This window comes from Cyanobium sp. Candia 9D4 (assembly GCF_024346155.1).
Classification (GTDB): domain Bacteria; phylum Cyanobacteriota; class Cyanobacteriia; order PCC-6307; family Cyanobiaceae; genus Cyanobium; species Cyanobium minutissimum.
On the sequence record NZ_JAGQCK010000008.1, the window covers coordinates 1 to 25,772 of the forward strand.

At 68.2% G+C, this 25,772-nt stretch carries 23 protein-coding genes and 2 tRNA genes; 10 read left to right on the top strand and 15 right to left on the bottom strand.

The window, feature by feature from the left end:
- Nucleotides 1-255 precede the first annotated feature (255 nt).
- Together istB and istA are read right to left on the bottom strand one after the other, a co-directional pair.
- On the bottom strand, nt 256-1,011 hold the full coding sequence (istB, locus tag KBZ08_RS13495; protein ID WP_254973648.1) for an IS21-like element helper ATPase IstB: 756 nt from the start codon (nt 1,009-1,011) through the stop codon (nt 256-258).
- Nucleotides 938-2,536 (bottom strand): IS21 family transposase, encoded by a 1,599-nt coding sequence (gene istA, locus KBZ08_RS13500; RefSeq protein WP_254973649.1) that lies wholly within the window; start codon nt 2,534-2,536, stop codon nt 938-940. The genes istB and istA overlap by 74 nt, the downstream gene beginning before the upstream one ends.
- A 382-nt stretch (nt 2,537-2,918) precedes the next feature.
- On the opposite strand from istA, the gene KBZ08_RS13505 reads away from it, so the two are divergent.
- Entirely contained in the window at nt 2,919-5,051 is a 2,133-nt protein-coding gene (locus tag KBZ08_RS13505; RefSeq protein WP_254973651.1) for a hypothetical protein, read from the top strand.
- A gap of 928 nt (nt 5,052-5,979) precedes the next feature.
- Nucleotides 5,980-6,666 (top strand): recombinase family protein, encoded by a 687-nt coding sequence (locus KBZ08_RS13510; protein ID WP_254973653.1) that lies wholly within the window; start codon nt 5,980-5,982, stop codon nt 6,664-6,666.
- Nucleotides 6,667-6,686: 20 nt separating this feature from the next.
- On the opposite strand, the gene KBZ08_RS13515 is transcribed toward KBZ08_RS13510, so the two are convergent.
- Nucleotides 6,687-7,898 carry a hypothetical protein gene (locus KBZ08_RS13515; protein ID WP_254973654.1) on the bottom strand — a complete coding sequence of 404 codons (1,212 nt, stop codon included), beginning with the start codon at nt 7,896-7,898 and terminating at the stop codon, nt 6,687-6,689.
- A gap of 75 nt (nt 7,899-7,973) precedes the next feature.
- On the opposite strand from KBZ08_RS13515, the gene KBZ08_RS13520 reads away from it, so the two are divergent.
- Entirely contained in the window at nt 7,974-9,137 is a 1,164-nt protein-coding gene (locus tag KBZ08_RS13520) for an aminotransferase class V-fold PLP-dependent enzyme (protein ID WP_254973656.1), read from the top strand.
- A gap of 48 nt (nt 9,138-9,185) precedes the next feature.
- On the opposite strand, the gene KBZ08_RS13525 is transcribed toward KBZ08_RS13520, so the two are convergent.
- The 5 genes from KBZ08_RS13525 to yidD form a co-directional block, all read right to left on the bottom strand.
- Nucleotides 9,186-9,992 carry a mechanosensitive ion channel family protein gene (locus KBZ08_RS13525; RefSeq protein ID WP_254973657.1) on the bottom strand — a complete coding sequence of 269 codons (807 nt, stop codon included), beginning with the start codon at nt 9,990-9,992 and terminating at the stop codon, nt 9,186-9,188.
- A 178-nt stretch (nt 9,993-10,170) separates the two neighbouring features.
- The gene (aqpZ, locus tag KBZ08_RS13530) at nt 10,171-10,893 is read right to left on the bottom strand and encodes an aquaporin Z (RefSeq protein ID WP_094585402.1); all 723 of its coding nucleotides are present in this window, start codon (nt 10,891-10,893) and stop codon (nt 10,171-10,173) included.
- A 68-nt stretch (nt 10,894-10,961) separates the two neighbouring features.
- Entirely contained in the window at nt 10,962-12,491 is a 1,530-nt protein-coding gene (locus KBZ08_RS13535) for a UDP-N-acetylmuramoyl-L-alanyl-D-glutamate--2,6-diaminopimelate ligase (RefSeq protein WP_254973781.1), read from the bottom strand.
- Nucleotides 12,492-12,546: 55 nt separating this feature from the next.
- Nucleotides 12,547-12,813, bottom strand: coding sequence for a glutaredoxin family protein (locus KBZ08_RS13540; RefSeq protein ID WP_254973659.1), 267 nt, complete (start codon nt 12,811-12,813; stop codon nt 12,547-12,549).
- Nucleotides 12,813-13,145: a membrane protein insertion efficiency factor YidD gene (gene yidD, locus KBZ08_RS13545; RefSeq protein ID WP_254948272.1), complete on the bottom strand. Its 333-nt coding sequence runs from the start codon at nt 13,143-13,145 to the stop codon at nt 12,813-12,815. Before yidD ends, KBZ08_RS13540 begins: the two co-directional genes overlap by 1 nt.
- A 65-nt stretch (nt 13,146-13,210) precedes the next feature.
- Here yidD and rpsD point away from each other — a divergent pair, with 65 nt between their 5' ends.
- Nucleotides 13,211-13,819 carry a 30S ribosomal protein S4 gene (rpsD, locus tag KBZ08_RS13550; RefSeq protein ID WP_094585400.1) on the top strand — a complete coding sequence of 203 codons (609 nt, stop codon included), beginning with the start codon at nt 13,211-13,213 and terminating at the stop codon, nt 13,817-13,819.
- 108 nt (nt 13,820-13,927) lie between these two features.
- On the top strand, nt 13,928-14,731 hold the full coding sequence (locus tag KBZ08_RS13555; RefSeq protein WP_254973660.1) for a class I SAM-dependent methyltransferase: 804 nt from the start codon (nt 13,928-13,930) through the stop codon (nt 14,729-14,731).
- 39 nt (nt 14,732-14,770) lie between these two features.
- On the opposite strand, the gene trpC is transcribed toward KBZ08_RS13555, so the two are convergent.
- The 5 genes from trpC to KBZ08_RS13580 all read right to left on the bottom strand — a co-directional run bounded on the left by trpC (nt 14,771) and on the right by KBZ08_RS13580 (nt 18,363).
- Nucleotides 14,771-15,655, bottom strand: a complete 885-nt coding sequence (gene trpC, locus KBZ08_RS13560) for an indole-3-glycerol phosphate synthase TrpC (RefSeq protein WP_254973662.1) — start codon at nt 15,653-15,655, stop codon at nt 14,771-14,773.
- A gap of 1 nt (nt 15,656) precedes the next feature.
- On the bottom strand, nt 15,657-17,144 hold the full coding sequence (locus KBZ08_RS13565) for a dihydrolipoyl dehydrogenase (protein ID WP_254973663.1): 1,488 nt from the start codon (nt 17,142-17,144) through the stop codon (nt 15,657-15,659).
- 21 nt (nt 17,145-17,165) lie between these two features.
- The gene (locus KBZ08_RS13570; RefSeq protein WP_254973783.1) at nt 17,166-18,023 is read right to left on the bottom strand and encodes an RNA methyltransferase; all 858 of its coding nucleotides are present in this window, start codon (nt 18,021-18,023) and stop codon (nt 17,166-17,168) included.
- Nucleotides 18,020-18,268 (bottom strand): hypothetical protein, encoded by a 249-nt coding sequence (locus tag KBZ08_RS13575; protein WP_106220599.1) that lies wholly within the window; start codon nt 18,266-18,268, stop codon nt 18,020-18,022. The genes KBZ08_RS13570 and KBZ08_RS13575 overlap by 4 nt, the downstream gene beginning before the upstream one ends.
- Nucleotides 18,269-18,279: 11 nt before the next feature.
- A tRNA-Leu gene (locus KBZ08_RS13580) sits at nt 18,280-18,363 on the bottom strand.
- Nucleotides 18,364-18,540: 177 nt separating this feature from the next.
- Here KBZ08_RS13580 and murA point away from each other — a divergent pair.
- From murA to KBZ08_RS13605, 5 genes are all read left to right on the top strand, one after another.
- Complete coding sequence (gene murA / locus KBZ08_RS13585; protein WP_106220598.1) at nt 18,541-19,848, top strand: UDP-N-acetylglucosamine 1-carboxyvinyltransferase; 1,308 nt, start codon at nt 18,541-18,543, stop codon at nt 19,846-19,848.
- 12 nt (nt 19,849-19,860) lie between these two features.
- A tRNA-Leu gene (locus KBZ08_RS13590) sits at nt 19,861-19,942 on the top strand.
- A gap of 38 nt (nt 19,943-19,980) precedes the next feature.
- Nucleotides 19,981-21,159, top strand: coding sequence for an aspartate aminotransferase family protein (locus tag KBZ08_RS13595; RefSeq protein WP_254973666.1), 1,179 nt, complete (start codon nt 19,981-19,983; stop codon nt 21,157-21,159).
- Between the two features lie 11 nt (nt 21,160-21,170).
- Nucleotides 21,171-22,499: a folylpolyglutamate synthase/dihydrofolate synthase family protein gene (locus KBZ08_RS13600; protein WP_254973668.1), complete on the top strand. Its 1,329-nt coding sequence runs from the start codon at nt 21,171-21,173 to the stop codon at nt 22,497-22,499.
- Complete coding sequence (locus KBZ08_RS13605) at nt 22,496-23,044, top strand: pentapeptide repeat-containing protein (protein WP_254973670.1); 549 nt, start codon at nt 22,496-22,498, stop codon at nt 23,042-23,044. Before KBZ08_RS13600 ends, KBZ08_RS13605 begins: the two co-directional genes overlap by 4 nt.
- 16 nt (nt 23,045-23,060) lie before the next feature.
- Here the strand turns inward: KBZ08_RS13605 and KBZ08_RS13610 are convergent, their stop codons facing one another.
- Entirely contained in the window at nt 23,061-24,461 is a 1,401-nt protein-coding gene (locus KBZ08_RS13610) for an FAD-binding oxidoreductase (protein WP_254973672.1), read from the bottom strand.
- Nucleotides 24,454-25,728: an amidohydrolase family protein gene (locus tag KBZ08_RS13615; RefSeq protein ID WP_254973674.1), complete on the bottom strand. Its 1,275-nt coding sequence runs from the start codon at nt 25,726-25,728 to the stop codon at nt 24,454-24,456. The genes KBZ08_RS13610 and KBZ08_RS13615 overlap by 8 nt, the downstream gene beginning before the upstream one ends.
- Nucleotides 25,729-25,772: the final 44 nt, after the last annotated feature.

Consider the following 25,772-nt stretch of genomic DNA (forward strand, 5'->3'; position numbering starts at 1 on the left):
GGCTGTCCCGTGTCAATCAGGTTGACGGGTGGCGTCAATCTGGTTGACCGGTTGAGTCGCTTGTTCGGAGGTCCTCCGGAGCCTGAGATGGCAGTGGGAATCGGGATCGTGACCAGGCTGTCGCCTCGCGTCAATCAAGTTGTTGTTCCGGCGTCCATCTCAAGGCGGGTGGGCCAGTTTTCGTGTCGCCGCCATGCTTCTGGTGCCTTGAGTGGTTGCTGGCCTCGATCGTGACGGCCATGGCGCCCGCGTCAATTACGTTTGCGGGTCAGCGGCATCGCTGGAAACCCTTGCTGCTGCTTGCTTCTGCCGGTAGCTCTCGCCCTTGATGCCCACGATGTGGCAGTGGTGCACCAGCCGGTCCACAGCAGCCACGGTCATCGATCCGCTGGGGAAGATCTCGTCCCACTCCCGGAACGGCTGGTTGGAGGTCACCAGCAGCGAGCGGCGCTCGTAGCGGTGGCAGATCAGCTCGAACAGCACCGAGGTCTCCAGCTCACTGCGCCGCACGTAGCTGATGTCGTCGATCACCAGCAGGGCGTAGCGATCCAGCTTCTGGATCAGGGCTGGGAGCTCAAAGCTGGCTTTGGCCTTCTGCAGCAGCTGCACCAGGGCGGTGGCCGGGAAGAAGCAGCAGGCCTGGTCCTGCTCGATCATCGCCATCGTGATGGCGATGGCCAGGTGGGTCTTGCCCACGCCGCTGGGACCGAACAGCAGGAGGTTCTCGGCCTGCAGCAGCCAGGTGTGGCTGCGGGAGAGCACCTGCAGCTCCTGCCAGTGCTGGGGCTCAAGGTGCTGGTGAACAAAGCCATCGAGGCCCTTCTGCCAGGGCAGATGGGCGTCGCGCAGCAGGCGTTGGCGCCGTGCGATCTGGCGGTGGTCGACCTCCTGCTCACAGAGTGCATAGAGGAACTGGCCCGGGCTCCAGCCCTCCGCCTCAGCCTGCTGCGCGAGAGGTTGCCAGTGGCTGCGGAACCGCGCCAGCTTGAGCTGTTTGAGCAGCAGCGGCAACGCCGCTTCCACCGCTGCTGAGCGGGGTACCGGGGAGGAGGTGGTCATAGGAGGCCAGCAGATGTTGGGGAATGACGGGATCAGGCAGGGCGCTGCGGCGCGGCGGCACCCGGAAGCGTTGCTGCAGACCAGAGAGGGACAGGGTTTGGCGCTGCTGCGCCTGCTGCAGAAAGGCGAGCACCAGCTCAAAGGACGCCACCCGCACCGCCACGTACAACGCCTCGACCATCAGCCGGGCCGCCGCGTCACGGTCACCGCTGGCCAGCAGGCGCTGCCAGAAGTTCCACCAGTGCTCATCCGGGAAGAGGTGGCGCTGATAGCGGCAATGGAGCAGGGCCCGCGGCTTGGCGCGCAGGCCATCGATCAGGTGCTCCAGATCGATGCACCAGGCCCGCGGGCCATGGCGGCCGGTGCCATAGACGCGAGGCAGCTGGCAGACCCAGTCACTGCCGAGGTAGACGATCAGCCGGTCGTGGTGCAGCCGCACCGTGACCGGACGGCCGATCAGGGTGGGCGGCACCGAGTAGATCACCTGCCGCACCTCGATCGTGCTGGTGCTGCGCACCCGCACCGATAGGAGCTCGTAGTCGGCAAAACGGAAGCTGGGCAAGGCCATCAAATGCTCAAGCTCCTGCTCGTAGCGCCGCTGGCGCGGGGCATTGAGGGCACTGAACACCTCAGCGAGCAGCGCGTCGTACTCGGCCGGCTCGTCGAAATCACAGCTGCCACGCAGCAGCAGCTTCTGCTCCAGCCGCCGTTTCACATGGCCGTGCGGTGCCTCGACGATGCCGTTCTCATGGGCCACCCCCCGGTTGTTGCGGCTGGGGGAGAGGCCGTAGTGGGCGCAGAGGGCCTGGTAACGGGTGGTGATGTCGAGGGCATAGCTGCCGTCGCGGTTGCGGCTGGCGGCCGAGAGCCGATCGGTGCGCAGTTCCCGGGTCACGCCACCACAGGCGGCCAGGGCGTTCTGCAGCCCCTCGGAGAGGGCGACAAAGCTCTCGCCGCCGTGGATCACCTGGCCATAGGCCCAGCCGCTCCAGGCCAGGCGGTAGTGAAACAGCAGATGCGGGAACGGCTCTCCCCGCAGGGTGATCGCCACCCGCTTGACCTTGGTGAAGTCGCAGAAGCCGATCTCTCCGGGCTGATACGCCAGCGAAAACATCACCTCCGGCGTCGGGCCATGCAGAGATTTCCAGTGCTGCACCCGCCGCTGCAGGGTGCGTTTCAGCGAACTCCAGTCCTGATCTGGCTTTTGCTCCTGCAGGTGCTCCAGCAAGGTGGTGGGCGTCAGGGAGGGATGGCGCTCCAGCAGCGGCAGCAGCAACGGCTCCCACACTTCCGCCAACGGGTCAGGGCGACGCCGACCACGGGGTTTGGCAGCTTGGGGTTGGAGGCGCCCTGAGTCGATCCGGTGAGCACTGCTCACCGAGATGCCCGCCGCTGCGGCCGCCACCTCCTGGCGGCTGCCGGCTCGTCGTTTGGTCATGTACAGCGCAATCTGTTGAGCGGTGAGGGGAGCAGGCATGGCCCGGTGCCCTGCGCATGGCAACCGGATTCAGCGCAGCCCCTCAAGAGCGGTCAACCTGTTTGGCGCGACCCCTCAACCAGATTGTCGTCGGACACGCTGGCCGTTACCCGACAGATCGTCGAAGGAACGAACAATCACGCACACACTTTCTCAGATCAACAATGCAGACCGACCATTCCAAGCGTCTCCAACCAGCCGAAGACTTGGTAGGAGCCCTTCAACAGATCAACTCGACCTTACGGAAGATCGCCCATCGACTTGAAGATACCACTGAGCTTCTCAAGCAGGGCAGGGAAGGTATCTCCGTCAGGAGTGTCGGAGGACAGGTCAAGAAATGACATCGACATCATTCCATTCAACCAATCACTCACACCAACCAATGAAGACCACCACCTCTACCACCACTACCACCCCCACGACCCGTACCCCTGTTCTGAAGCGCAGGAGGTCGGACGATTACCACGAGATCGACCCGACCACAGCCATTCGGATCAAGGGCGATGCCTTTGGGGAGGAACCGCCTCCTGCACCTCCCGATCTCGCTAACACTCCCAAGATCGAGGAGAGCTGGTTCATCGAGGACATGGCAGACGTATGGACCAGCAGAGGGAACGAAGTCTCTGCTGAGCTTATCGAAGAATGGAGGGTGCTCCTGGAAGCTTTCAACAACTCTCTGCTAGACACCACCGGAACGGTCTACACCTACAACGGGACCTGTGGGATCGGAAAATCTCAAGCTGCCCAGGTGGCCTGTGCTGATCTAGCGGCCAACTACTACCATCCTGGCTTCACCCGAATCAATTCCAGTTGGGGAGCCATCCTCATTGTTGAGCGGATTCAGACAGCCGAAGAAACTGCCAAGCAGATCAACCTCCTTTATCAGGACATCACCGGCAGGACTGACGCCTGTGCAATAGCTAAACACTCCCAGTCCGACGTCAGCTTCGATGACATCTATAACTTCCCGATTCTGGTGATCTGCCATCAGGCCTACAGCAACTCGCTGCAAAGGCTGAGTGATGGCAACGACACAACCATGAGGTCCTTTACCAAGTGGAGGTATGGACAGCGAAGGCTTGTCATCGTTGACGAATCCATCAACCCCATCACCGAGTATCAGCTGACCCTTCAGGACTACAACAGGGTTCATGGCTACTTCGTTCAGAACGGAGTCATCCCCCGACTGAAGCAGCAGCACCCTCAGGAGTGGGCTGTGTTTGAAGCGATTGGTCCAGTCCTCGAACAGATCGAACTGGAAAACAAGGCCATCACGATCAAAAGTGACAGCTTCAGGCAGATCCTTGAGAATGCCCCCTCTGCCAACCTGCAGCGGCTCTACGACACCCTCCTAAAGGACTGTGCCTGGGATCTGATCACCACCGGACGAGAGAGCGCATCACTAGCCCGAGATGTTAGGTCCAATATCAAGACCTGCCTTCAGGCCATTGATCGGCTGGTCACCGACTGGTCCTACTCAACCAAGTCTGGGAAGTTCCAAAAGACCAACGCGGCTAACTGGCTGATCTCAGATGAGGTGGGAAGCATGGTCATCCTGGATGGCACTGCTGCCCAGGACCTGACCTACACACTCTTCCCCAAACGGGTGGAGGTCAAATCCAACAAGGCTCTCAGGAACCTTGAGAATGCCACGCTTCACAGCAAGCGCACCAACGCCAACCTTGGGAAGTCTGGCTTCTCTGATGCATCAATAAGAGTTGCCCGTGCTATCGAGCTGTACGAATGGTTGAAGACCAATCTCGACCCAGATCGCAGGGTTCTAGTGGTCTCTCACCAGAACCTCGAAACCGTCCTGATGGATCTCTCAATCGCAGACCCACACTTCCAACAGTTCGACACGACACACTGGGGAGCTACGACCGGAGAGAATCGCTGGTCCGACTTCGACACCGTAGTAATCGCTTCTTGCTTCTATCGACCAAGGGAGTGGGCTGCTAACGCCATCTGCTCTCAGCCTGGCCTCGCTGAAGGTTTGGAACACCTGAACCATCGTGAGAAGACCAGCCTTGTCGAATCCATGGTCAACAGCAAAGTGGCTGTGGAGATGATCCAGGCCTTCTATCGGTGTTGCATCCGCAGGGTTATTGACGTAGAGGGTCGATGCCACAAGGCTGATCTCTTCGTGCTCCTTCCAAGTGATGAGCGGGGTGATCAGATCGAAGAGATGATCCTTGCTGAGCTTCCGAATGTGAAGGTCTCAGACTGGATATTCTCTGGCTTTGAGCAGACTCGCAAACCGAGGGGAACTGACCAACTCAAAGAAGCTGCTTTCCTTCGAGCCCTGGAGGATCTTCCTACTGGCAAGACTCCCCTTGGGGAGTTCCTTGAGCTGGTGGGGATCTCCAGCCGGGCTTGGAAGAAGACTTGGCGTTGTCGGTTTACTGGCGATCATCCGATCTCAGACAAGGCCAGGAGTCTTGGCATCAGCCTGACCTACAGCGGTTTTGGCAGGGCTCAGAAAACCTTCCTAGAGAGGTCCGAAACTCAACCCTAGTGTTTGCAACGGTTCTCGGCTAATCCTACCCCCACAACCTCTAAAGGGTTCTTTTAGAGACTATGGGGGACCGATTAGCTGAGATCCATTGATATGACTAGGATCCTAAGGAATTGCGTTTTGGGAGGAGTCGGTTTTCGTGTGGCGAGGACCCACTGTTGATCAGCTGGACAAGTCTCAGCTACCAGGAGAGACGATCCAGAAGTTGGAGTCAGATTCCTACGGTGGAGATTCTGAAGGCTTGCTCCCCTCCGTTTCCTCTCCGGCAGACGCTCGCCAGGGCTGACGCCCGCTCGCTGCCTCCGAGAGAAACGTCGGTTGTTGGGTTGGGGTTGATTGGTGTCAACCAGCTGGGGAATGCACTTAGCCCAACCTCTTTGGAAGGACCTAGGAACCACACTCCTGTGTCGGCTAAGGCTGGACCCTGCTAACCAGCACGGGACTGAACTAAGGTCAATCGATGTCGAAAGAGTTCATGGCACTGAACCTAGGTCTATCAGGTGTCGTGCATCCATCTTCCTAGACCTCTCTGAGACCCCTCTATACGCCCCTGCAAGGCCTCTCTAACCGTCCTTAGGTAGTCCTACATGGTCGAGCCTCTTTCCAAGGGTTCTAGGCTAATTTCTGGGATGATCTGATCTTCGGAGTATTCACCGCAAAAATTCGTTCCCTCATACGCAGAGGAGCTCGACTGGCTGACCCCCCATAGGGGGTGGTTGCTCGCCCCAGCGGGCAAGCGATCTTTCCACCTAGGTGAGCCATGGTCCCTTGTCAGGCCTGATGCCGACCCAACCAGGGTGGGCGCTAGCGCACCCACTTGAGCCTGAGGCCCCTCCATCCTTCGGTGACAACTGGAAAAGCGCCCAGCTCCCACCTCCTGTACCGCTCACTACGACTGTAGCCTGTTGGTACAGATGGGCATGGACCCATGGATTTGGTCGCTTACTACAGGGTCTCTACCGACCGACAGGGCCAGAGCGGTCTTGGCCTGGAGGCCCAGCGGGAGAAGGTCAGCCAGCTCGCTGCAGAGCGTGGAGCCGTGGTCGTGGCTGAGTTCGTCGAGGTGGAGTCGGGTCGGAAGACCGATAGGCCTGAGCTGGCCAAGGCCCTGGTGGAGGCTCGGAAGCGGAAGGCTGCCATCACCGTGGCCAAGCTGGACAGGCTGGCTCGTGATGCTGAGTTCGTCCTGAGGCTCAGCCGAGAGGCAGAGACCAACGGGCTTGGGGGATTCATCTTCTGCGACCTCCCCGACGTAGACGCCACCACCTCAGCTGGTCGGCTGATCCTGTCGGTCATGGCCTCTGTGGCTGAGTTCGAGAGCCGCCGGATCAGTGAGCGCACAAAGGACGCTCTGGCTGCTGCCAAGGCCCGTGGGGTGAAGCTTGGCGGCCTGAGGCCAGGAACCCTCCGTCACAACACTGCGGCCAAGGAGAGGGCCACCAGGGAGGCCGAGAAGCTCAGGGGTGTCCTTCGCCCCATGGCTGCAGCTGGGCTATCTCTGAGGGACATGGCGGCTGCTCTGGAGGGGGCTGGGAAGACCACCAAGGCTGGGAACCAGCTCAGCCCGACTCAGGTCAAGCGGCTTCTGGAGCGGCTGGGCATCGAGGTGGGCTAGGGGGGATCTGTCCCCATTGTTCATCCAAGAGCTGCCACTGCCTCAACCAATCTTTCCCAAGGAACCGCCCCGTAACTCCCAGTGATCGTGGCTGGTGAGTGGCCAAGCAGCCGGCCAATGACAGCCTCGTTGAATCCCGCCTCTCTGAGAGTGGTTGCAGCCCTATGCCTCAGTGCCTTCGGGTTGATACCTGTGATCCGCCGACAGGGCTTGGCAAGGTTCACGCCCCACCTATTCCCATTGCGGAGATTCGGCCACAAAGGTCCCGAATGACCTTTCGCCAAGGATTGAAGATATTCTAACTCTGGATGCAGGGGAATAACTCTGGTTGAGACATCAGTTTTGATCGTCCGATCTTGCTGTGGCCGAATCAAGAGCCTATCAGCCCTGACATCTTCCGCGTGAAGCCCACATATCTCTCCAAGGCGGCATCCAGTCAGCAAGATCGCTTTGAAAATCATGATGTGCTGAGGGTTACCCTCCCAAAGTTCAGGCGACTTGAAGCTCTCTGCTTCTTCCATCCTCTGCGACTCAGCATTGGTTCTTATCCTCAGACGCTTAGTCAGCCCTTTGAAGATGTTCTCCTGCATCGGGTTGATTTCCTCCATGAGCGCCCAAAGCCCAGCCAAGGTAGATAGAGTTGTCACCACGGTGCTGACAGCCAACCTTTCTAGCAGGTGGCCTCGATAGGCAACAGCGTGATCTCTTGTTGCAGCGGTTGGGTAGGTGACATTGGCAAACTGCAAGAAGGATTTGAGCGATGCTTCCCACTTCTCAAAGGTTCTTGGCGCTGGTGTCTTGATCCTTGCAGCCATTTCCAAGAATTCAGTTGCCGTCAGGAACTTGCGGGGGTCCTCTTGTCCTCTAGCTATCCGAATCGCCCGATCTGCTTGCTCATTGGTGTAGGCCCCGTTCACTCGGAGCATTTCAATCCCAAGGACAAGATCCTCAACTTCCTGCTTGGTATCAAGCCTGAATGCCTTGGGGATGAGATCAATCACCTCCTCAGTGGACAGCCGATCCTCCCCCTTTGCCTCTGCGATGAGCTGGTCTGTACGGGCCAGGAAGCCCGACACACGGGCCTGTGCCTCCCTCAGGGTGGCTCCCCCTGGCTCTTTCCACTGGGTACGCCCGAGATGGCCTTGGAGGGCCTTGGGGACGCCTCTCTGGAGCTGGTAGCCAGCCCTCCCCTTGCGGATGTAACTGGCATGCTTCCTAAACGCCACGATCACCTCGGCATGACCGACCTTGGGCCACATCTTAGGCCACGCTCAGAGCCACAGAGCCCAGTCCCCTTGCGGGATCTGATGCCAGCCCTGGGCAACAAGACGTACTTCAACTACGGCGGCCAGGGGCCCCTGCCCTCCCCGTCGTTGGCGGCGATCAGCGAAGCCTTTGCCACCATCCAGGAGCTGGGCCCCTTCAGCGACAACGTCTGGCCCTACGTGAACCGCACGGTGGGGGGGCTGCGGCAGCGGCTGGCGGCCTGGTTCGGCGTGGCGTCGGAGCGGGTGGCCTTCACCGAGAACGTCACCTCGGGGTGCGTGCTGCCCCTCTGGGGCCTGCCCTGGGAGCCGGGCGATGAGCTGCTCGTCGGCGATGCGGAGCACTACGGCGTGGTGGCCGCCTTCGAGGAGCTGGCCCGGCGCCACCGGCTGCGGATCACCTCCCTGCCAGTGGCCGATCTCACCGGTGACGCGGCCGCCGCAGCCGCGGCGGTGGGCGAACGGCTGGAGGCGGCCCTGACCCCCCGCACCCGGCTGGTGGTGCTCTCCCACCTGCTCTGGAACACCGGCCAGACGATGCCCATCGCAGCGGTGGCGGCCCAGCTGGCCGGCCATCCCCGCCACCCCTGGCTGCTGGTGGATGCGGCCCAGTCTCTGGGCAGCCTGCCGGTGGCCGAGGCGGCCGCCGCCGCCGACATCTACGCCTGCACCGGTCACAAGTGGTGCTGCGGCCCCGAAGGGCTAGGTGCGGTGGCCGTCTCCGAGCGGCTGCTGGAGGCGAGCAGCCCCACCCTCATCGGCTGGCGCACCCTGGAGCACGACGGCCCCGGTGCCGGCGGCTACCACCGCGACGCCCGCCGCTTCGAGGTGGCCACCTCCTGCACGCCCCTGTTCGCCGGACTGGATCGCTCCCTGCAGCTGCTGGAGGCCGAAGGCGATGGCGACGCCCGGCTGGCGGCGATCCGGGAGCGCAGCCGCCAGCTGTGGGAAGGTCTGCAGCGGATTGGCGTGGTCCGGACCCTGCTGGCGGTGCCCCCGCCGGCGGGGCTGGTGAGCTTCACGATGGCCGATCCCGGGGGAGACCCCCTGGATCCGGCCGCCATTGTGAAGCGGCTGGGGGATCGGGACACCTGGCTGCGAACCCTGGAATCCCCCCGCTGCGTGCGGGCCTGCACCCACCTGGTCAGCACGGCGGAGGAGGTGGAGCGGCTGCTGGATCAGCTGACTCAGCTTTCGGTGGGCTGAAGGGCGACCCTACGGAAGTTCAGCCCTGGAGAGTCCCGGGGGGGGAACTCAGTTCCCGCCCTGGGCCATGCCGACAGGAATCCGCGGCACCGGGAATCCATGTTTGCCAAGGACCTCCACGATCATGCGGTTGGTATCGAAGTAAACCTGCCAGTAGTGGTCGGTGTGGGTGTAGGGACGCACCGCCAGCCGGGGGCCCCGCTCGCTGAACTCGAGCACTTCGATGTCGGCCGGGGTGTTGGGATCCTGGTTGGGAACGGCCTTGATCCCTTCCTTCAGCAGGGAGATGGCCTTGCCCACGTCGGCGCTGTTGTCGAGCTGGGCGACCAGATCGACCCTGCGGTAGGGGTGGGAGGAGAAGTTCTGGATGGTGTCGGAGAACAGCTTGCCGTTGGGGACGATGTTGCGAACGCAATCCAACGCCTGGATGGTGGTGACGAACATGCCGATCTCCTCCACCGTTCCCGTCACACCACCGGCGGTGATGAAGTCGCCGACACTGAATGGACGGAAGACCTGCAGGAACACCCCGGCCGCGAAGTTGCTCAGCATGCCGCTCCAGGCGGCGCCGATGGCCACACCGGCACCGGCCAGAAGGGCGGCGAAACTGGCGGTCTGGATGCCGAAGAAGCCCAGGATCGCGACCACCAGGATGACCCGGAGGACCGCCCCCAGAATGTTGATCAGATAGCCGATGACCGTGGGGTCAAGGGTGCCGGCGGACAGCCCTCTCTTGAGGATGCGAAGGGCAAACCTGATGCACCAGCCACCGGCAATCCAGAGGGCAACGGCACCGGCGAACTTGAACAGAAAGGGGATGACGACACTCGCCACCAGAGCCAGGTTTGTCGGCATCAGACCAGAGACGGCGCTCAATTCCGGATCAACGTATCAACGCCGTTGCAGAGCGGCAGTGATTCCTCCGGAAATCTTCCGACATCCCCCACACCATCGATCCCCTTTCCCTGACAGGGTCCATCCCGGCGCCAAGGGGGAGGGCGCCGAGGCGAGGGCGCCGGGAAGCGGATGCCGATCAGTGCTCCCCCGCCTCCAGCAGATGGCGCTGCACCCAGCCCGCCAGGAGCGCGCCCACGATCGGGGCGACCCAGAACAGCCACAGCTGACCGATGGCCTCACCCCCCACCCAGAGGGCCACGCCGGTGCTGCGGGCCGGATTCACCGACGTGTTGGTGACGGGAATGCTGATCAGGTGGATGAGCACCAGGGACAGGCCGATCGGGACCCCGGCGAAGTCCTTGATCGCGTCCCGGTGGGTGGCGCCCAGGATCACCAGCAGGAAGAAGAAGGTCAGCAGCACCTCGATGATCAGGGCCGCCCAGAAGCCGTAGCCCCCCGGGGAATGGGCGCCGAAGCCGTTGGTGGCCAGGGGGTTGCTGCCGATCAGCTCAAACCCCTTGCGGCCGCTGGCGATGCCGTAGAGGAGCCCGCCGGCCAGGACACCGCCGAGCACCTGGGCGACGACATAGGGCAACAGGGCCGAGCTGGGGAAGCGGCCGCTGGCCCAGAGGCCGAAGCTCACCGCCGGATTGATATGGCACCCAGAGACATGGCCGATGGCGTAGGCCATCGTCAGCAGGGTCAGGCCGAAGGCCAGCGCCACCCCGACGAATCCCAGACCCAGCGGATTGGTGTCCCCCTGGCCGTAGGGGAACACGGCCGCCAGGACCGCACTGCCGCAGCCGCCGAACACGAGCCAGAAGGTGCCGAGCAGTTCCGCCAGGAACCGCTTCGGCATCGGAACGGGAGCAGACATGGCTGGGAATGGCCTGAGGACGCCTCACTATCCCCCGCCGTCCCCCCGGCTCAGCCGCCGGCGCGGGCCATCAGGGCCCTGGCGGCCTCCTCCCGATCATCGAAATGCACCTTGGTGGTGCCGAGGATCTGATAGTCCTCGTGCCCCTTGCCGGCGATCAGCACCAGGTCCTCCGGCGCCGCCGCGGCGATGGCGGCGGCGATCGCCGCGGCCCGGTCCCCTTCCACCACCAGCTCGGTGCCGGCTGGGATCCCCGCCACCACGTCCTCAAGGATCCGCTGGGGGTCCTCGGTGCGGGGGTTGTCCGAGGTCACCACCACCGCGTCGGCCAGGCGGGCGGCGATCGCCGCCATCAGGGGCCGCTTGGTGCGGTCCCGGTCACCGCCGCAGCCGAACACGCAGATCAGGCGCCCCTGGCTGAAGGGCCGGCAGGCCGCCAGGGCATTGGCGAGGCCGTCGGGGGTGTGGGCGTAATCCACCAGCACCGATGGCAGGGGCACCCCCGCCGGCCCGCCGACCCGCTCCATGCGTCCCGGCACACCCCGGAAGCTGGCCAGGCCGTCGAGCAGGGGCGGCAGGGCCAGACCCTGCTGCAGCAGGGCCCCCACCGCCTCCAGCAGGTTCATCAGGTTGAAGCGTCCCACCAGGGGCGAGCGGAAGGTCCCCTCCCCCAGCGGGCTGTGCAGGCGGCCGCTCACCCCGTCGGCGCCCATCACCAGATCACTGATGTGCAGTTCCACCGCCGGATCCTCCAGGGAGCTGCGCCAGCAGGGGCCGGCGCCGGATCCCCGGTCGGCCGTCCGCAGCCGCTCGGCCAGGCGGGCCCCCCAGGGGTCATCGACGTTGACCACGGCGCCCCCGTCGAGCAGATCCGAGGCGAACAGCTGCGCCTTGGCCTCGAAATAGGCCTCCATCGACGGGTGATAGTCGAGGTGGTCCTGGGTGAGGTTGGTGAACACCGCCCCGGCGAAGCGGCAACCGGCCACCCGCCGCTGATCGAGGGCGTGGGAGCTCACCTCCATGGCACCGATGCTGCTGCCGGCCGCCACGGCCTGGGCCAGATCGCCCTGTAGCAGATCGGCGAAGGCGGTGGTGTGGGTGGCTGTGGCGCTGTAGCCGGGCCAGCGGTTCTGCAGGGTGCCGAACAGGGCCGACGGGTGGCCCGCCGCCGACGCCAGATGCTCGATCAGGTACGTGGTGGTGGTCTTGCCGTTCGTGCCGGTGACACCGATCAGGGCCAGACCCCGGCTGGGCTGGCCCCAGAATTCCGCCGCCAGCCGGCCGGCCCAGAGGGCCAGGGGCGGCTCCACCACCAGCACCGGATCGCCGGGGGCCGGGGGCCGGGCGGCGGCCGCCGCCGGCCCGATCACCGCCGCCACCGCGCCGGCGGCCAGCACCTCGGGCCAGAAGCTGCCGCCATCCACCGCCGTGCCGGGCAGGCCCACGAACAGGGTGCCGGGGCCGACGCGGCGGGAATCGCAGCTGACGCCGCTGACCACCGCCTGGGCCAGGGCGCCGGTGGGGTCGGGCAGCGGCGGCAGGCCCACCTGATGCAGGAGCGGCTGAAGCAGCGGGGACATGGCGGCGCCGGCGGCGTCCGGCGGGACGAAGCTGGCGCCTGTCATAGCGGAAGGTTCAGCGCACGCCCTGCTTGATCAGCCAGGCCTGCAGCTGGGCTCCCGCCAGCCGGGGGGACACCCGCGGAAGCTCCCGCAGGGGGCCTTCTGCAGCGGCCGCCACCGCCAGCACGGGCACGGCCAGCCCGTAGCGCCCCTGCAGGGCCGGGTCGGTGTCCACATCGATCACGTGCAGGGGCTGGGGGGGATCCAGGGCCCCCAGCTTCTCCTCGAGGCCTTCGCACAGGCAGCAGCCCTGGCGCGTGAACAGCAGCAGTTCCTGCATCAGTCCGGGACCGGGTCGCAGCCGCAGGGGGTGAAGGGATGGCAGCGGCAGACGCGCTTCACGGTCAGCCAGCCGCCGCGCCAGGGCCCGTGGCGGCTGATGGCCTCCAGCCCGTAGGCGCTGCAGCTGGGAATGAAGCGGCAGCGGGGGCCCAGCAGGGGGGAGATCCAGCGCCGGTAGGCGCCGATCAGGGCCAGCAGCAGGGCAGCCACGGCGGCCGACAGGGGTGAGGCCGGAGGAGCCGGTAGGGCGCCCTGGAGGAGGCCGGGACCGTCGCCGCCTAGGGTGGGTGGTTGGCGCAGCACGCGCGGGCATCCGGGTTTCCCCAGCATGCCGCAAACGTGAACCACGCCGTCCGGCCTCCGGGTCGCACCATCCACCTCCGATACCTTCCCTTATGTCTCGCTACCGCGGCCCTCGCCTGAGGATCACGCGGCGCTTGGGGGACCTTCCCGGTCTCACCCGTAAGGCCGCCAAACGGTCTTATCCCCCCGGTCAGCACGGCCAAGCCCGTCGCAAGCGCTCCGAATACGCGATCCGTCTCGAAGAAAAGCAGAAACTGCGCTTCAACTACGGCATTTCCGAACGTCAGCTGGTGCGCTACGTGAAGAAAGCCCGAGCCCAGGAGGGTTCCACCGGAACCAACCTGCTCAAACTGCTCGAGAACCGCCTCGACAACATCTGTTTCCGTCTCGGCCTGGGCCCCACCGTTCCCGGCGCCCGCCAGCTGGTGAACCATGGCCACGTCACCGTGAACGGCCGTGTGGTGGACATCCCCAGCTACCAGTGCAGGGCCGGCGACGTGGTCGCCATCCGCGAGCGCAAGTGCAGCAAGGCCCTGGCCGAAGCCAACCTGGCCTTCCCCGGCCTGGCGAACATCCCGCCCCACCTCGAGTTCGACAAAGCCAAGATGACCGCCAAAGTGGGCGGCCGCATCGAGCGCGAATGGGTCGCCCTCGAGATCAACGAACTGCTGGTGGTGGAGTTCTACAGCCGCAAGGTCTGAGCCCCGTCCCCCTGCCACAGCCGCCGCCGGTTCGCCTGCGGCGGTGAGCCGTCCGCGTCCGCTGCCGCTAGGTATGGACGCGGACGGCTTTGTTCTGAGGCCAGGCAGATGAGCGGCAGCTTCACCGACCACTTCGGCTCCGTCTCCGGGGCCTACGCCCACTACCGGCCCACTTATCCGGCGCCCCTGTTCACCTGGCTGGCCGGGGTGGCCCCCACCCGCCGGCAGGCCTGGGACTGCGCCACCGGAACGGGCCAGGCCGCCATCGCCCTGGCCGACCATTTCGACGCGGTGGTGGCCACCGATGCCAGCGCCGGCCAGCTCGCCGCCGCCCGCCCCCACCCCGGCGTGCACTACCGGCAGGCGCCGGCGGAGAGCTCCGGCCTCGAGACCGACAGCGTGGACCTGGCCACGGTGGCCCAGGCGCTGCACTGGTTCGATCGGCCCCGGTTCTTCGCCGAGGTGGAGCGGGTGCTGCGCCCCGGCGGCGTGCTGGCGGTATGGAGCTACGGCATCCCCCACCTGGAGGGCGAGGCGCCCGATGCCCTGCTGCAGCAGTTCTACGCCGACATCGTCGGGCCCTACTGGCCCCCCGAGAAGGCGCTGGTGGAGAACGGCTACCGCGACCTGGCGCTGCCCTTCACGGCCCTGCCGGCCCCGTCGTTCGCCATGGAAGCCGACTGGACCCTGGAGCAGCTGCTGGGCTACTGCGCCAGCTGGTCGGCCAGCGCCCGCTACCGGGCCGCCCTCGGCCGCGACCCCCTGGAGCTGCTGCGTCCGGCCCTGGCGGCCGCCTGGGGAGCACCGGAGACTCCGCGGCGCCTGCGGTGGCCGCTGACGATCAAGGCCTCACGACGGGTTGGGGCGTCAGGGTCCGGCAGCGGGCCCGGATCGGCTGTGGACACCCCCTGATGGATCGGCCCCATGCACGAACCGGCCATCCGTTTCCGCTCAGCCCCCGATCAGGTTCTCCAGGGCCGCCGTGACATCGTCCTGGCGCATCAGCGCCTCCCCCACCAGCACCGCATCGGCGCCGGCGCCGACGGCCCGATCCAGGTCCTGGCGGCTGAACAGGCCCGATTCGCTCACCAGCAGGGCACCGCGCCCGCGCACCCGCTCACCGAAGGCGGCCACCAGTTGTTCGGTGGTGGCCAGATCCACCGTGAAGCTGGCCAGGTCGCGGTTGTTGATGCCGATCAGGGTCACACCCTCCAGCTGCAGCACCCGCTCCATCTCGGCCGCGTCATGCACCTCCACCAGCACCGCCAACCCCAGGCCGCGGGCCACCTTGAGCAGGTAGGCCAGATCCTGGTCGGTGAGGATCGCGGCGATCAGCAGGGCGGCGTCGGCCCCGGCGGCCCGGGCCTGGAACAGCTGGTAGGGGCTGAGGATGAAGTCCTTGCAGAGCAAGGGGAGTTCCACCGCCTCCCGCACCGCCACCAGCACCTCGAAGCCCCCCTGGAAGAAGCGCTTGTCGGTGAGCACCGACAGGCAGCTGGCACCGCCGTCGCGGTAGCCGCGGGCGATGGCGACGGGGTCGAAATCCTCCCGGATCACCCCCTTGCTGGGGCTGGCCTTCTTGATCTCGGCGATCACCGCCGGTTTGCGGCAGCTGGCCCGCAGGGCCGCCACGAAATCCCGGGTGGGGGGCAGGTCGGCCACCTGCTGCTTGAGGGACTCCAGGCTCACCCGTTCCCGGGCGGCCGTCACTTCCCGGTCCTTCTCCCAGACGATCTCCTCGAGGATGTGGCGGGGGCTCTCCTCGGGATGGGGGGTGCCGAATTCCAGGTGGGCCACCCGCACCGAGGGGTTGGGGGGCCGGCGACGGATCTCCATCTCAGGCACCCACAGGCGTGGCCAGGCTGGCGGCCGCCTGCTTGTAGGCCACTTCCACCACCTCGGAGAGGGTGGGGTGGGTGTGCACCTCGCTGGCCAGCTGCCGCACCCCCTGGCGCCGGGCCACCGCATTGGCGATCTCCTGGATCAGGTCAGCGGCATGCAATCCATAGATGTGGGCCCCGAGCACCTCGCCGGTGTCCTTGCGGAACAGCAGCTTGAGCAGGCCGTCGCTCTCCAGTTCGGCCAGGGCCTTGGAGTTGGCCTTGAAGTAGCTGCGCACCGCTCCCAGCTCGAAGCCCTCGGCGGCGGCCAGCTCCCTGGCGTCGGCTTCCGACAGCCCCACCGAGCTGATCTCCGGGTGGGTGAAGGTGGCGGCGGGGATCGAGCGGTAATCGATGCGGCGGGCGTGGCCGAGGATGTTCTCGATCGCCACCGTGCCCTGGGCGGCGGCCGTGTGGGCCAGCATCATTTTTCCGGTCACGTCACCGACGGCCCACAGGTGGGGCACGGGCGCCCCGTTCGCCAGCACCCGCAGGCCGTCGTCCACGGGGATGAAGCCCCGGTTGGTCTCCACCCCCACGCTGGCCAGGTTGAGGTCCTTGCTCACGGGCACCCGGCCGGTGGCCACCAGCACCGCGTCCACCTCCAGGGTCTCCACCGGCTCGCGGGTGGCCATGTCCACCAGTTCGATCCTCACCGGGCAGCCGGGGGTGATCTTGCTGGCGAGCACGCCGGAGCGGGCATCGATGTCGCGGCCGTCGATCAGGTGGCGAGCGGCGATCTTGGCGATGTCCGGGTCGAAGGTGGGCATCACCCGATCGAGCGCCTCGATCATGGTGACTTCACAGCCCAGGGCGGTGTAGACATCGGCGAATTCCAGGCCGATGTAGCCGCTGCCGATGATCGTGATCCAGCGGGGCAGCCACTCCAGGTTGATGGCCTCGTCGCTGGTGAACACGGTGCGGCCATCGGTCTCGATGCCGGGCGGCACGAAGGGATCCGAGCCGGTGGCGATGATCACCTCCCGGGCCGCATAGACCCGCTCCACGCCGCTGGCCTCGCGCACCGCCACCCGCTGGGGGCCATCGAGGCGGCCCTTGCCCCGCAGGATCGTGGCGCCGGCGCGCTCCAGGGTCTTGGTGAGGTTGGTGCGGATCGTGGCCACCAGCTGGGCGGCATGGTCGGCGATCTTCTGGCGCTCGAAGCGCACCGGCGCCGCATGGATGCCGAACCCCTTGAGGTGCTCGGCGTCGGCGAGTTCCCGCACCCGGCCGCTGGCCGCCAGCAGGGCCTTGGAGGGGACGCAGCCCCGGTTGACGCAGGTGCCCCCCATGTCGCGGGATTCCACGATCGCCACCTTCAGGCCGTGCTCGGCGCCGTGCTTGGCCGCATCGAAACCGCCATAACCGGCACCGATCACGATCACATCGAAATCGAACCCGGAGGGAGGGGAGACGGGTGCTGCGGTCACCGGACGGGGCTGCATGGGTAGCGGCATTCTCCCCTGTCAGGCCCCGGGCCGGCCGTGGGCCTGCCGGGGGCGCTCCAGCAGCAGCAAGGCGGCCGCGGCCGCCACATTGAGCGATTCCACCGCCCGGCTGTGGGGGATCGTCACCCGCCGGTCGGCCAACCGGGCCAGCGCCGGCGCCAGCCCCGCCCCCTCGTTGCCCAGCAGCAGGGCGGTGGGGCGACACCAGTCCAGTTCCCAGTAGGGCTGGGCAGCGCCGTCCGCCTCGGGCACCACCGCCGCCACCAGCTGCACGCCCCGCTCCCTGGCCGCGGTCAGGCGGGCGGGGACGTCGGTGGCCGCCATCCGTTCGATCGGCAGGGCCAGGGCCGCGCCGCTGGAGGCGCGCAACACCTTGGGCTGCAGGGGGTCAGCCCCCTCCGCCAGCCACACCTGCTCCACCCCCGCCGCCAGCGCCGTGCGCAGCAGGGTGCCCAGGTTGCCCGGATCCTGGAGCCGGTCGAGGACCAGCAGGAAGTCCGGCGCCGGCAATGGGACGGGGAGATCGGCCGCCTCCAGGGTCAGCAGCACCCCGTCGGGGTGGCCGGTGGTGGCGGCGGCGGCCAGAACCTCGGGGCTGGCGAGCCGCAGCCGGCCCGGATCCGGCAGCCGCTCGAGCAGGTCAGCGTGGCGGGCCATCCAGTCGGCGGTGGCCAGCAGCTGGCGGGGCCGCAGGCCCAGCGCGAGGGTCTCCTGGAGCAGGTGGGTGCCCTCCAGCAGGATCAGGCCCTGCTCGCTTCGGCCAGTGGGCCGGTGCAGGCGCCGCAGGGCCTGGACGAGGGGATTGCGGACGCTGCGGATCGGCTCGCTGCCCGCTGCGAGGCCGTGCTGGTCAGGGGAGGGGCCCGGGACGGTCAGATGGTCTTGCGGCGCCGGAGCTTGAGGTGCTCATGAATGACCAGGTCGTCCTCGCTGAAGTCAAGCCCCTTGAAGGCCGCCACCTCACCGCGGATGCCTTCCGCCTTGAGGTTGGCCACCAGCCGGTCGATCACGATGTCCTCCACCTTGGTCTGGTCGTAGCCGTCAGGGGTGAGGCGCTCCAGGAAACGGCCGATGTTCGCGGCAACGACATCGGAGGCGTTGGTGATCTTGAGGACAATCATAAAAAAATTGATGCGGATGGGGAGACTTGAACTCCCACGACATTGCTGCCACTAGTACCTGAAACTAGCGCGTCTACCAATTCCGCCACATCCGCGGGCGTTTAGCCGCCACGGAGTCCGCGGCGCTGAAGGGAGCATAAATCATCACCGGCAGCCCTCCCCTCGGGACGACGGCGTCACGGGGCGCCAAGACAGTTTGAGCGGCGACCCCCTAGACGACGGGATCATTCGTTGTCAAGATGCCCCCGAAATTGATACCAGGACTCCTGTCCATGACCGTATCCCCCATGCCTGTCAAGGCCATCGCCGGCACCAGGCTGGAGATCAGTGGTGGACGGCGTCTGGACGGGGAACTGCGGGTCAGCGGTGCCAAGAATTCGGCCCTGGTGCTGATGGCCGCCTGCCTGCTCACCGAGGACGGGCTGCGGCTCAGCAACGTGCCTCCCCTGACCGACATCACGGCCATGGGGGAGATCCTCTCGGCCCTGGGCGTGCGGGTGCAGCGCGGCGGTGACGCGATCGTGCTCCATGGCGACCACATCACCACGGCCGCCCCGCCCTATGAGCTGGTCAACAGCCTGCGGGCCAGCTTCTTCTGCATCGGTCCCCTGCTCGCCCGCATGGGAATGGCCCAGGTGCCCCTGCCCGGCGGCTGCCAGATCGGCACCCGGCCGGTCGTGGAGCACGTCAAGGGACTCAAGGCCCTCGGCGCCCAGGTCACCATCGAGCACGGCGTGGTCACCGCCGTGGTGCCGGGCCGCCAGCGCCGCCTCACCGGCGGCCACATCCACCTCGACTGCCCCAGCGTCGGCGCCACCGAGACCCTGATGATGGCGGCGGCCCTCGCCGACGGCGAGACGGTCATCGACAACGCCGCCCAGGAGCCGGAGGTGATCGACCTGGCCCGGCTGCTGCTGGCGATGGGCGCCAAGGTGCGCGGCGCCGGCACCCCCACCATCACCATCGTCGGGGTGGAGCGGCTGCACGGCGCCGACTACGCCGTCATCCCCGACCGCATCGAGGCCGGCACGTTCCTGCTGGCGGGCGCCATCACCCGCTCCCGGCTGCGGGTGTTCCCCGCCCTGCCCGAGCACCTCGGTGCCGTGATCACCAAGCTCGAGGAGGCGGGCTGCCGCATCGAGGCCGATGGCCAGGGCCTGATCCTCACCGCCAGCAAGGTGCGGGCCGTGGATCTGCGCACCCAGCCCTTCCCCGGCTTCCCCACCGACCTGCAGGCCCCCTTCATGGCCCTGCTGGCCACCGCCGAGGGCACCAGCATGGTGGTCGAGAACATCTTCGAGAACCGCCTCCAGCACGTGGCCGAACTGCAGCGCATGGGTGCCTCGATCCGCATGCAGGGCAACACCGCCTGCGTCGAGGGGGTGGCCCGCCTCAGTGGCGCCCCCGTCCACGGCACCGACCTGCGCGCCTCCGCCGCCATGGTGCTCGCCGGCCTCGCCGCCGACGGCATCACCACCGTGCGGGGCCTGGAGTACCTCGACCGGGGCTACGCCGATCTGGAGGGCAAACTCAACGCCGCCGGCGCCTCCATCCGCAGGCTGCCCACCGCCGCCGCCTAGAGTCCTCCCTTCGGGAGCGTGCCGGAATTGGTAGACGGACTCGACTCAAAATCGAGCGCCTTCGGGCATGTGGGTTCGAGTCCCACCGCTCCCATCGAGCCGGCACCCGTCGCGCCGCTTTCCTCCCCGGTGATGGACACCTACGGGCGCTACCCCCTGGCGCTGAGCCGGGGCCGCGGCGTCTGGCTCTGGGATGACCAGGGACGGCGCTATCTGGACATGGTGGCCGGCATCGCCGTCTGCACCCTGGGCCACAGCGATCCGGTGCTGCAGCGGCGGCTCTGCCGGCAGCTGGGCCGGCTCCAGCACGTCTCCAACCTCTACCGGATTCCGGAGCAGGAGGCCCTCGCCGCGGCCATCACCGCCCGCAGCTGCACCGACCGGGTCTTCTTCTGCAATTCCGGCGCCGAGGCCAACGAGGCGGCCATCAAGCTGGCCCGCAAACATGGCCACCAGGTGCGCGGCATCGCCGATCCGCTGATCCTCACCGCCGAGGCCAGCTTCCACGGCCGCACCCTGGCGGCCGTGACCGCCACGGGCCAGCCCAAGTACCACCAGGGGTTCGAGCCCATGGTGTCGGGCTTCCGCTACTTCCCCTACAACGACACGGCCGCCTTCGAAGCGCTGCTGGCCTCCTGTGAGGCCGATGGGCCCCGGGTGGCGGCCGTGCTGCTCGAACCGATCCAGGGTGAGGGCGGGGTCAACCCCGGCGATCCGGCCTTCTTCCGACGGGTGCGGGAGCTCTGCGATGCCCACCGGATCCTGCTGATCTTCGACGAGGTGCAGATTGGCGTCGGCCGCAGCGGCCACTGGTGGGGCTACCAACAGCTCGGGGTCGAGCCCGACGCCCTGACCATGGCCAAGGGCCTCGGCGGCGGCATCCCCATCGGTGCCCTGGCCGTGAAGGCCGTGGCCGACCACTTCCGCCCCGGCGACCACGCCAGCACCTTCGGCGGCAACCCCTTCGCCTGCCGCGCCGGCCTCACGGTGATCGAGGAGATCGAACGCCGGGGCCTGCTGGAGAAGGTGGGCGCCCACGGTGCCCTGCTCCAGTCCCTGCTCCAGGAGCTGGTGGTCCGGCACCCCGGGCAGCTGGCCGGCGAGCGCGGCTGGGGCCTGCTGCGGGGCCTGGTGCTGCGCGAGGGCGGACCCACCCCTCCGGAGATCGTCAAGGCGGCCATGGCGGAGGGCCTGCTGCTGGTGCCGGCCGGCCCCGGTGTGGTCCGGTTCGTGCCGCCGCTGGTGATCAGGCCCCGTCACCTGCGCAAGGCGGTGAAGCGCCTGGAAAAGGCCCTGCGCAGCCTGGCCTGATCCCTCCGTCCGTGCCGTCCCCGCTGCCCCCCCCGGTCGACCTGGGCGACCTGCTCGAGCCCTTCGCCCGCCGCGGCGTCGACCTGGGCCTGGAGCGGCTGGCCGGCGCCCTGGCCGAGGGGGGCCACCCGGAGCGGCGCTTCGCCGCCGCCCAGGTGGCCGGCACCAACGGCAAGGGCTCGATCTGCACCTTCCTGCATGCGATCCTGCGGGCCGCCGGCGTGCATGTCGGCACCTACCGCTCCCCCCATCTGGTGAGCTGGTGCGAGCGCATCCAGGTCGATGACGCCTGGATCACCCCTGCCACCCTGCGGGACGACCTGGCCCGCTGGCAGCCCATCGGCCGCCGCCTCCGGCTCACCCCCTTTGAGCTGATCACGGCCGCGGCCTTCGATCACTTCGCCCGTGAGCGGGTGGATCTGGCGGTGCTGGAGGTGGGCCTGGGGGGTCGGCTCGATGCCACCACCGCCCACCCCCGCCGCCCCGTGATCGGCTTCGGGGCCATCGGCCTCGACCACCGCGAACACCTGGGCGACACCCTGGCCGCCATCGCCGCCGAGAAGGCCGCCGTGATGGGACCGGGCTGCCGGGCCTTCAGCACCGCCCAGGAGCCCGAGGCCCGTCGGGTGCTGGAGGCGGAGGCGCGCCAGCGCGGCGCCAGCCTGCAGTGGCTGGAGCCCCTGCCCGCCGTGGCCGACGGCGGGCCCCACCTGGGGCTGGCGGGGGAGCTGCAACGCCACAACGGCGCCGTGGCGGTGGCCATGGCCCGGGCCCTGACCGCCCCGGACGGCCCCCTGGCCGGCACACCCCTGGACGCGGCGGCCATCCGCGCCGGCCTGGCGGCGGCCCGCTGGCCCGGTCGGCTGGAGCGGCACCGCTGGCGGGGCCGCGAGCTCCTGATCGACGGGGCCCACAATCCACCGGCGGCGGCCACCCTGCGCCGCGAACTCGACCGGCTCGACGGGGGTGCCCAGGGGGACGTTGAGGGGATCCGGCCGCGCCGCTGGCTGCTGGGCATCCAGCGCCACAAGGAGGGGGCGGTGATGCTGGAGCAGTTGCTGCGCCCCGGCGATCGGGCGGCGGTGGTGGCGGTGCCCGAGCACGCCAGCTGGACGCTGGAGGAACTGGCGGCCGCCTGTCCGGGGAAGGCCGACCAGCTCGAGCCGGCCGGCAGCCTGGCCGCCGGACTGGACAGCCTGCTGCCAGGCGGGCCGCTGCCGGTGGTGGCCGGCTCCCTGTTCCTGCTGGGGGCCGTGCTGCCCCTGTTCGACGCCCCCGAGGCTGACGAAGTCCCCGGGTCGGGCCAGCCTGGAGGGGTCCCCGGCAGCCCCGGCCCATGACGACGGCCCCCGCCTCCGATGCCCCCCGGCCCGCGGGCAGCCCCCGCCGGCCGTCCCTGCACCTGGCCGGCGCGCTGCTCGGCCTGCTGCTGGGCCTGCTGCTGCTGGCCCCCTCCGGCGCCCTCGCCGACTTCCAGGACCGGGTCGACTACACCCTCACCAACCAGAGCGGCAAGGACTTCAGCGGCCAGCAGCTGGCCGGTAGCTCCTTCGCCGGGGCCACGGGCCGCCAGGCCCGCTTCCGGGACGCGGATCTGCACGGGGCGATCCTCACCCAGGCCGCCTTTCCGGAGGCTGACTTCCATGGCGCCGATCTCAGCGACGCCCTGATGGACAAGGTGGACATGAGCGGCACCGACCTGACCGGGGCAGTGCTGCGCGGAGCGATCGCCTCCGGCAGCAACTTCACCGGCGCCACGGTCACCGATGCGGACTTCACCGATGCCCTGCTCGACCGGGTGGACCAGCGCAACCTCTGCCGCGAGGCCCGGGGCACCAACCCGGTGACCGGCGCCGACACCCGCCTGAGCCTCGACTGCCGCTGATCGCACGGGGCGTTCCCTAGCCCATCCAGCCCCGCAGCTTGCCCGGGTTCATCAGTCCGGCGGGGTCGAAGGCGGCCTTGGCCGCCACCTGATCGGCGTCCACCACCCCCAGACCGCCATCCTCGACGGTGATCACATGGGGATCGAAGGGCACCGCCCCCAGCTCGCGACACTGGGCGACCAGGTCGGCGAGGGCCTCGGGCCCCTTCCAGCGCACCAGGGGCAGGGCCGTCAGCCGGAGCGCCCCCAGGTGGCGCACCGCCTCCAGGTGCCAGAGCACGTCGGTGCCCCAGCGCCCGCGCACCGCCTCCAGCAGGGGCGCCTCCGGCCGGGGCAGCAGCAGCTGCAGGTAGGTCCAGTCGGGGGCCTGGGCCCGCCAGTGCAGGGTGGTGTGGTTCCAGGTGAGTTCCCCCAGGGGCAGGCCCCGCCCCCGACCCGGCTCCGGCCGCCGGCCCTGCCAGAGGATCCGGCCGCCGCGGGTCGCCAGCCAGCCCGGCAGGGCCTCGAGGCTGTCGGGGGCGGCATGCAGCAGCAGCCGGTGCTCGCCGGCACTGGCGGTGGGGCAGCCGGCCGGCCAGGGCATGGCCGCCGCCACCGGGGCCTCCAGCAGGCAGAGGGCATTGAGCAGCAGGGCGGTGGTGGGCAGAAGCCGGGAGGCCTCCAAGGCCTCCTCCCAGCGGGCGAACCCCACCACCAGCTGCTCCCAGGCCACCGCTTCGGTGGTGGCCATCCGCAGGGCGGTGATGATGCCGTTGGTGCCGTAGGCGTGGTTGAGGGCGGCGCTGGCGGCGGCGTCGAGACGCAGCAGGCGCGGCTCGGCCTCCAGCGTCACCACCTCCAGCCCCAGCAGGTGACCCGGATCGCGCAGGAATCCCCAGCGCAGGGACCCCAGGCCGCCCGATCCGCCGGCGATGAAGCCCCCGAGGGTGGCGCTGCGGTAGGTGCTGGGCGCCAACCGCAGGGCCCGGCCGTGGGCCACCAGCTGACCATCGAGGTGGGCCAGGATGCAGCCTGACTCCGCCTCGATCACGCCGCTGTCTGGGTCCAGCGACCGCAGCCGGTTCAGACCGCCCATGTCGAGCACCAGGCCCCCGGCCAGGGGCACGCACTGGCCGTAGTTGCCGGTGCCGGCACCCCGCAGGGTCAGCGGCACCCGGTGGCGGGCGCAGGCCCCGGCCACGGCCATCACCTGCTCCACGCGCTCCACCTTCACCACCAGCTGGGCACGGCGGCCCTTGAGCAGCGGCTCCAGCACAGGGGAATAGTCGTGGAAGTCGGCCGAGAGCCGCCCCAGTTCGGCGGGGGCGAGGATCGGCGTCAGGCCCAGCGGGCTGGCAGCGAGCTCGGCGGCCAGGGCCTGGATCCGTGCCGGATCGGGCGCTGCGGGGAGCCTCCCCGGGATGGCGGTGTCAGGCATGGCAGGCGGCCAGGGGTGGGGAGGGGTCTTCGCAGGGGGGCGGCTCCAGCCAGCGGCCGGCCCGCAGCACCCGCCGTCGGGGTGGGCGGGCCAGCAGTTCGGTCCAGGAGGTGGCCCCCAGCACGACGAGATCGGCCGGGGCCCCCTTCCGCAGCACCCCGTCCCACTCCAGGCCCAGCAGCTGGGCCGCAGCGGTGCTGAAGGGGCTCAGCCCCAGGCGCCGCCAGGGCATCAGGTGGCTGGCGGCCAGGCTGAAGCGCAGCAGGGCGATGGGATCGAAATCCCCCCCGGGAAACCAGGGATCCTGGACATTGTCGGCCCCCACGGCCACGGTCACCCCGGCCTCCTGCAGCTGGCGGATCGGGGCCTGGGGCCGCAGGGACGGGGTGCGGCGCTGGTGCTTGCCCAGCAGCCAGAGATTGGTGCTGGGCAGGGCCACCACCCCCACCGCCGCATCCGCCATCGCCTCCGCCAGGCGGCGGCAGGGGCGGTCGGCCAGCAGCCCCATGCTGCTGGCGTGGCTGCAGGTGAGCGGCACCACGATGCGGTGCCGCAGCAGCAGCTCGCTCACCAGGGCCACGCCCCGGCCGTGGTCGTCGGCGCTCTCGTCGACGTGCAGATCCACCCCGCAGCCGAGGCGCTGCGCCAGCCGCAGCAGGGCCAGCAGGCCGGCTCGGTCGGCCGGTGTGGAGCGGAAGGGGGCACCGAGCACCCCCCCCAGCAGGCCGCCGCGGGCGGCGACCCAGGCGGCGAAGGCCTGCCCCTCGGCGGTGCGCCAGTGGCCCACCGGCACCAGGGCCACCAGCTGCAGTTCCACCCGGCCGCGCCAGCGGTCGCGCAGCTCCAGCAGCACCTCCCAGCTGGGCCTGGCCCAGGGGCCGAGGCTGTCGATGTGGCTGCGGATCGCCCGCAGGCCGTAGCGCCAGGCCTGATCCAGGGCCCGCTCCCCCCGCCGCCGCACCGCCTCGGCCTGCCGGACGGTCGCCTCCCGGCCGTTCGCCGCCATGGCACCCGCCATGGTGCCCTCTGGGTTGGGGAACGCCTCAGCGCTGAAGGCCTTGTCGAGGTGGGCATGGGGCTCCACCAGCGGCGTGAGCGCCAGGGGCGCCGGTGCGCCGCCCTCCCCGTCACCGCCGCAGCCGGTGGCCAGCCCGTGGATGGCCCGGATCCGGCCCTCGCCATGCTCCAGCCGCACCGTCACCAGCCCATGGTCGTCCGCGGCCGGCAGGGGGGCACAGGGGTCGAGCAGGAGCCTGGGGATCCGCATGGGCGGCAGCTGGCCGGGCGGAAGGGGCGGGCGGCCGGGCGGCG

Excerpts from the sequence above, each read along its gene's own strand:
- yidD (WP_254948272.1), bottom strand. The coding sequence starts at position 13,145 with ATGCTGGGGAAACCCGGATGCCCGCGCGTGCTGCGCCAACCACCCACC.
- aqpZ (WP_094585402.1), bottom strand. The coding sequence starts at position 10,893 with ATGCCGAAGCGGTTCCTGGCGGAACTGCTCGGCACCTTCTGGCTCGTG.
- KBZ08_RS13505 (WP_254973651.1), top strand. The coding sequence starts at position 2,919 with ATGAAGACCACCACCTCTACCACCACTACCACCCCCACGACCCGTACC.
- KBZ08_RS13575 (WP_106220599.1), bottom strand. The coding sequence starts at position 18,268 with ATGATTGTCCTCAAGATCACCAACGCCTCCGATGTCGTTGCCGCGAAC.
- KBZ08_RS13510 (WP_254973653.1), top strand. The coding sequence starts at position 5,980 with ATGGATTTGGTCGCTTACTACAGGGTCTCTACCGACCGACAGGGCCAG.
- rpsD (WP_094585400.1), top strand. The coding sequence starts at position 13,211 with ATGTCTCGCTACCGCGGCCCTCGCCTGAGGATCACGCGGCGCTTGGGG.
- KBZ08_RS13540 (WP_254973659.1), bottom strand. The coding sequence starts at position 12,813 with ATGCAGGAACTGCTGCTGTTCACGCGCCAGGGCTGCTGCCTGTGCGAA.
- KBZ08_RS13535 (WP_254973781.1), bottom strand. The coding sequence starts at position 12,491 with ATGTCCCCGCTGCTTCAGCCGCTCCTGCATCAGGTGGGCCTGCCGCCG.
- KBZ08_RS13525 (WP_254973657.1), bottom strand. The coding sequence starts at position 9,992 with ATGCCGACAAACCTGGCTCTGGTGGCGAGTGTCGTCATCCCCTTTCTG.
- KBZ08_RS13520 (WP_254973656.1), top strand. The coding sequence starts at position 7,974 with ATGCCAGCCCTGGGCAACAAGACGTACTTCAACTACGGCGGCCAGGGG.
- murA (WP_106220598.1), top strand. The coding sequence starts at position 18,541 with ATGACCGTATCCCCCATGCCTGTCAAGGCCATCGCCGGCACCAGGCTG.
- KBZ08_RS13595 (WP_254973666.1), top strand. The coding sequence starts at position 19,981 with ATGGACACCTACGGGCGCTACCCCCTGGCGCTGAGCCGGGGCCGCGGC.
- KBZ08_RS13605 (WP_254973670.1), top strand. The coding sequence starts at position 22,496 with ATGACGACGGCCCCCGCCTCCGATGCCCCCCGGCCCGCGGGCAGCCCC.
- trpC (WP_254973662.1), bottom strand. The coding sequence starts at position 15,655 with ATGGAGATCCGTCGCCGGCCCCCCAACCCCTCGGTGCGGGTGGCCCAC.
- istA (WP_254973649.1), bottom strand. The coding sequence starts at position 2,536 with ATGCCTGCTCCCCTCACCGCTCAACAGATTGCGCTGTACATGACCAAA.
- KBZ08_RS13565 (WP_254973663.1), bottom strand. The coding sequence starts at position 17,144 with ATGCAGCCCCGTCCGGTGACCGCAGCACCCGTCTCCCCTCCCTCCGGG.
- KBZ08_RS13555 (WP_254973660.1), top strand. The coding sequence starts at position 13,928 with ATGAGCGGCAGCTTCACCGACCACTTCGGCTCCGTCTCCGGGGCCTAC.
- KBZ08_RS13615 (WP_254973674.1), bottom strand. The coding sequence starts at position 25,728 with ATGCGGATCCCCAGGCTCCTGCTCGACCCCTGTGCCCCCCTGCCGGCC.
- KBZ08_RS13610 (WP_254973672.1), bottom strand. The coding sequence starts at position 24,461 with ATGCCTGACACCGCCATCCCGGGGAGGCTCCCCGCAGCGCCCGATCCG.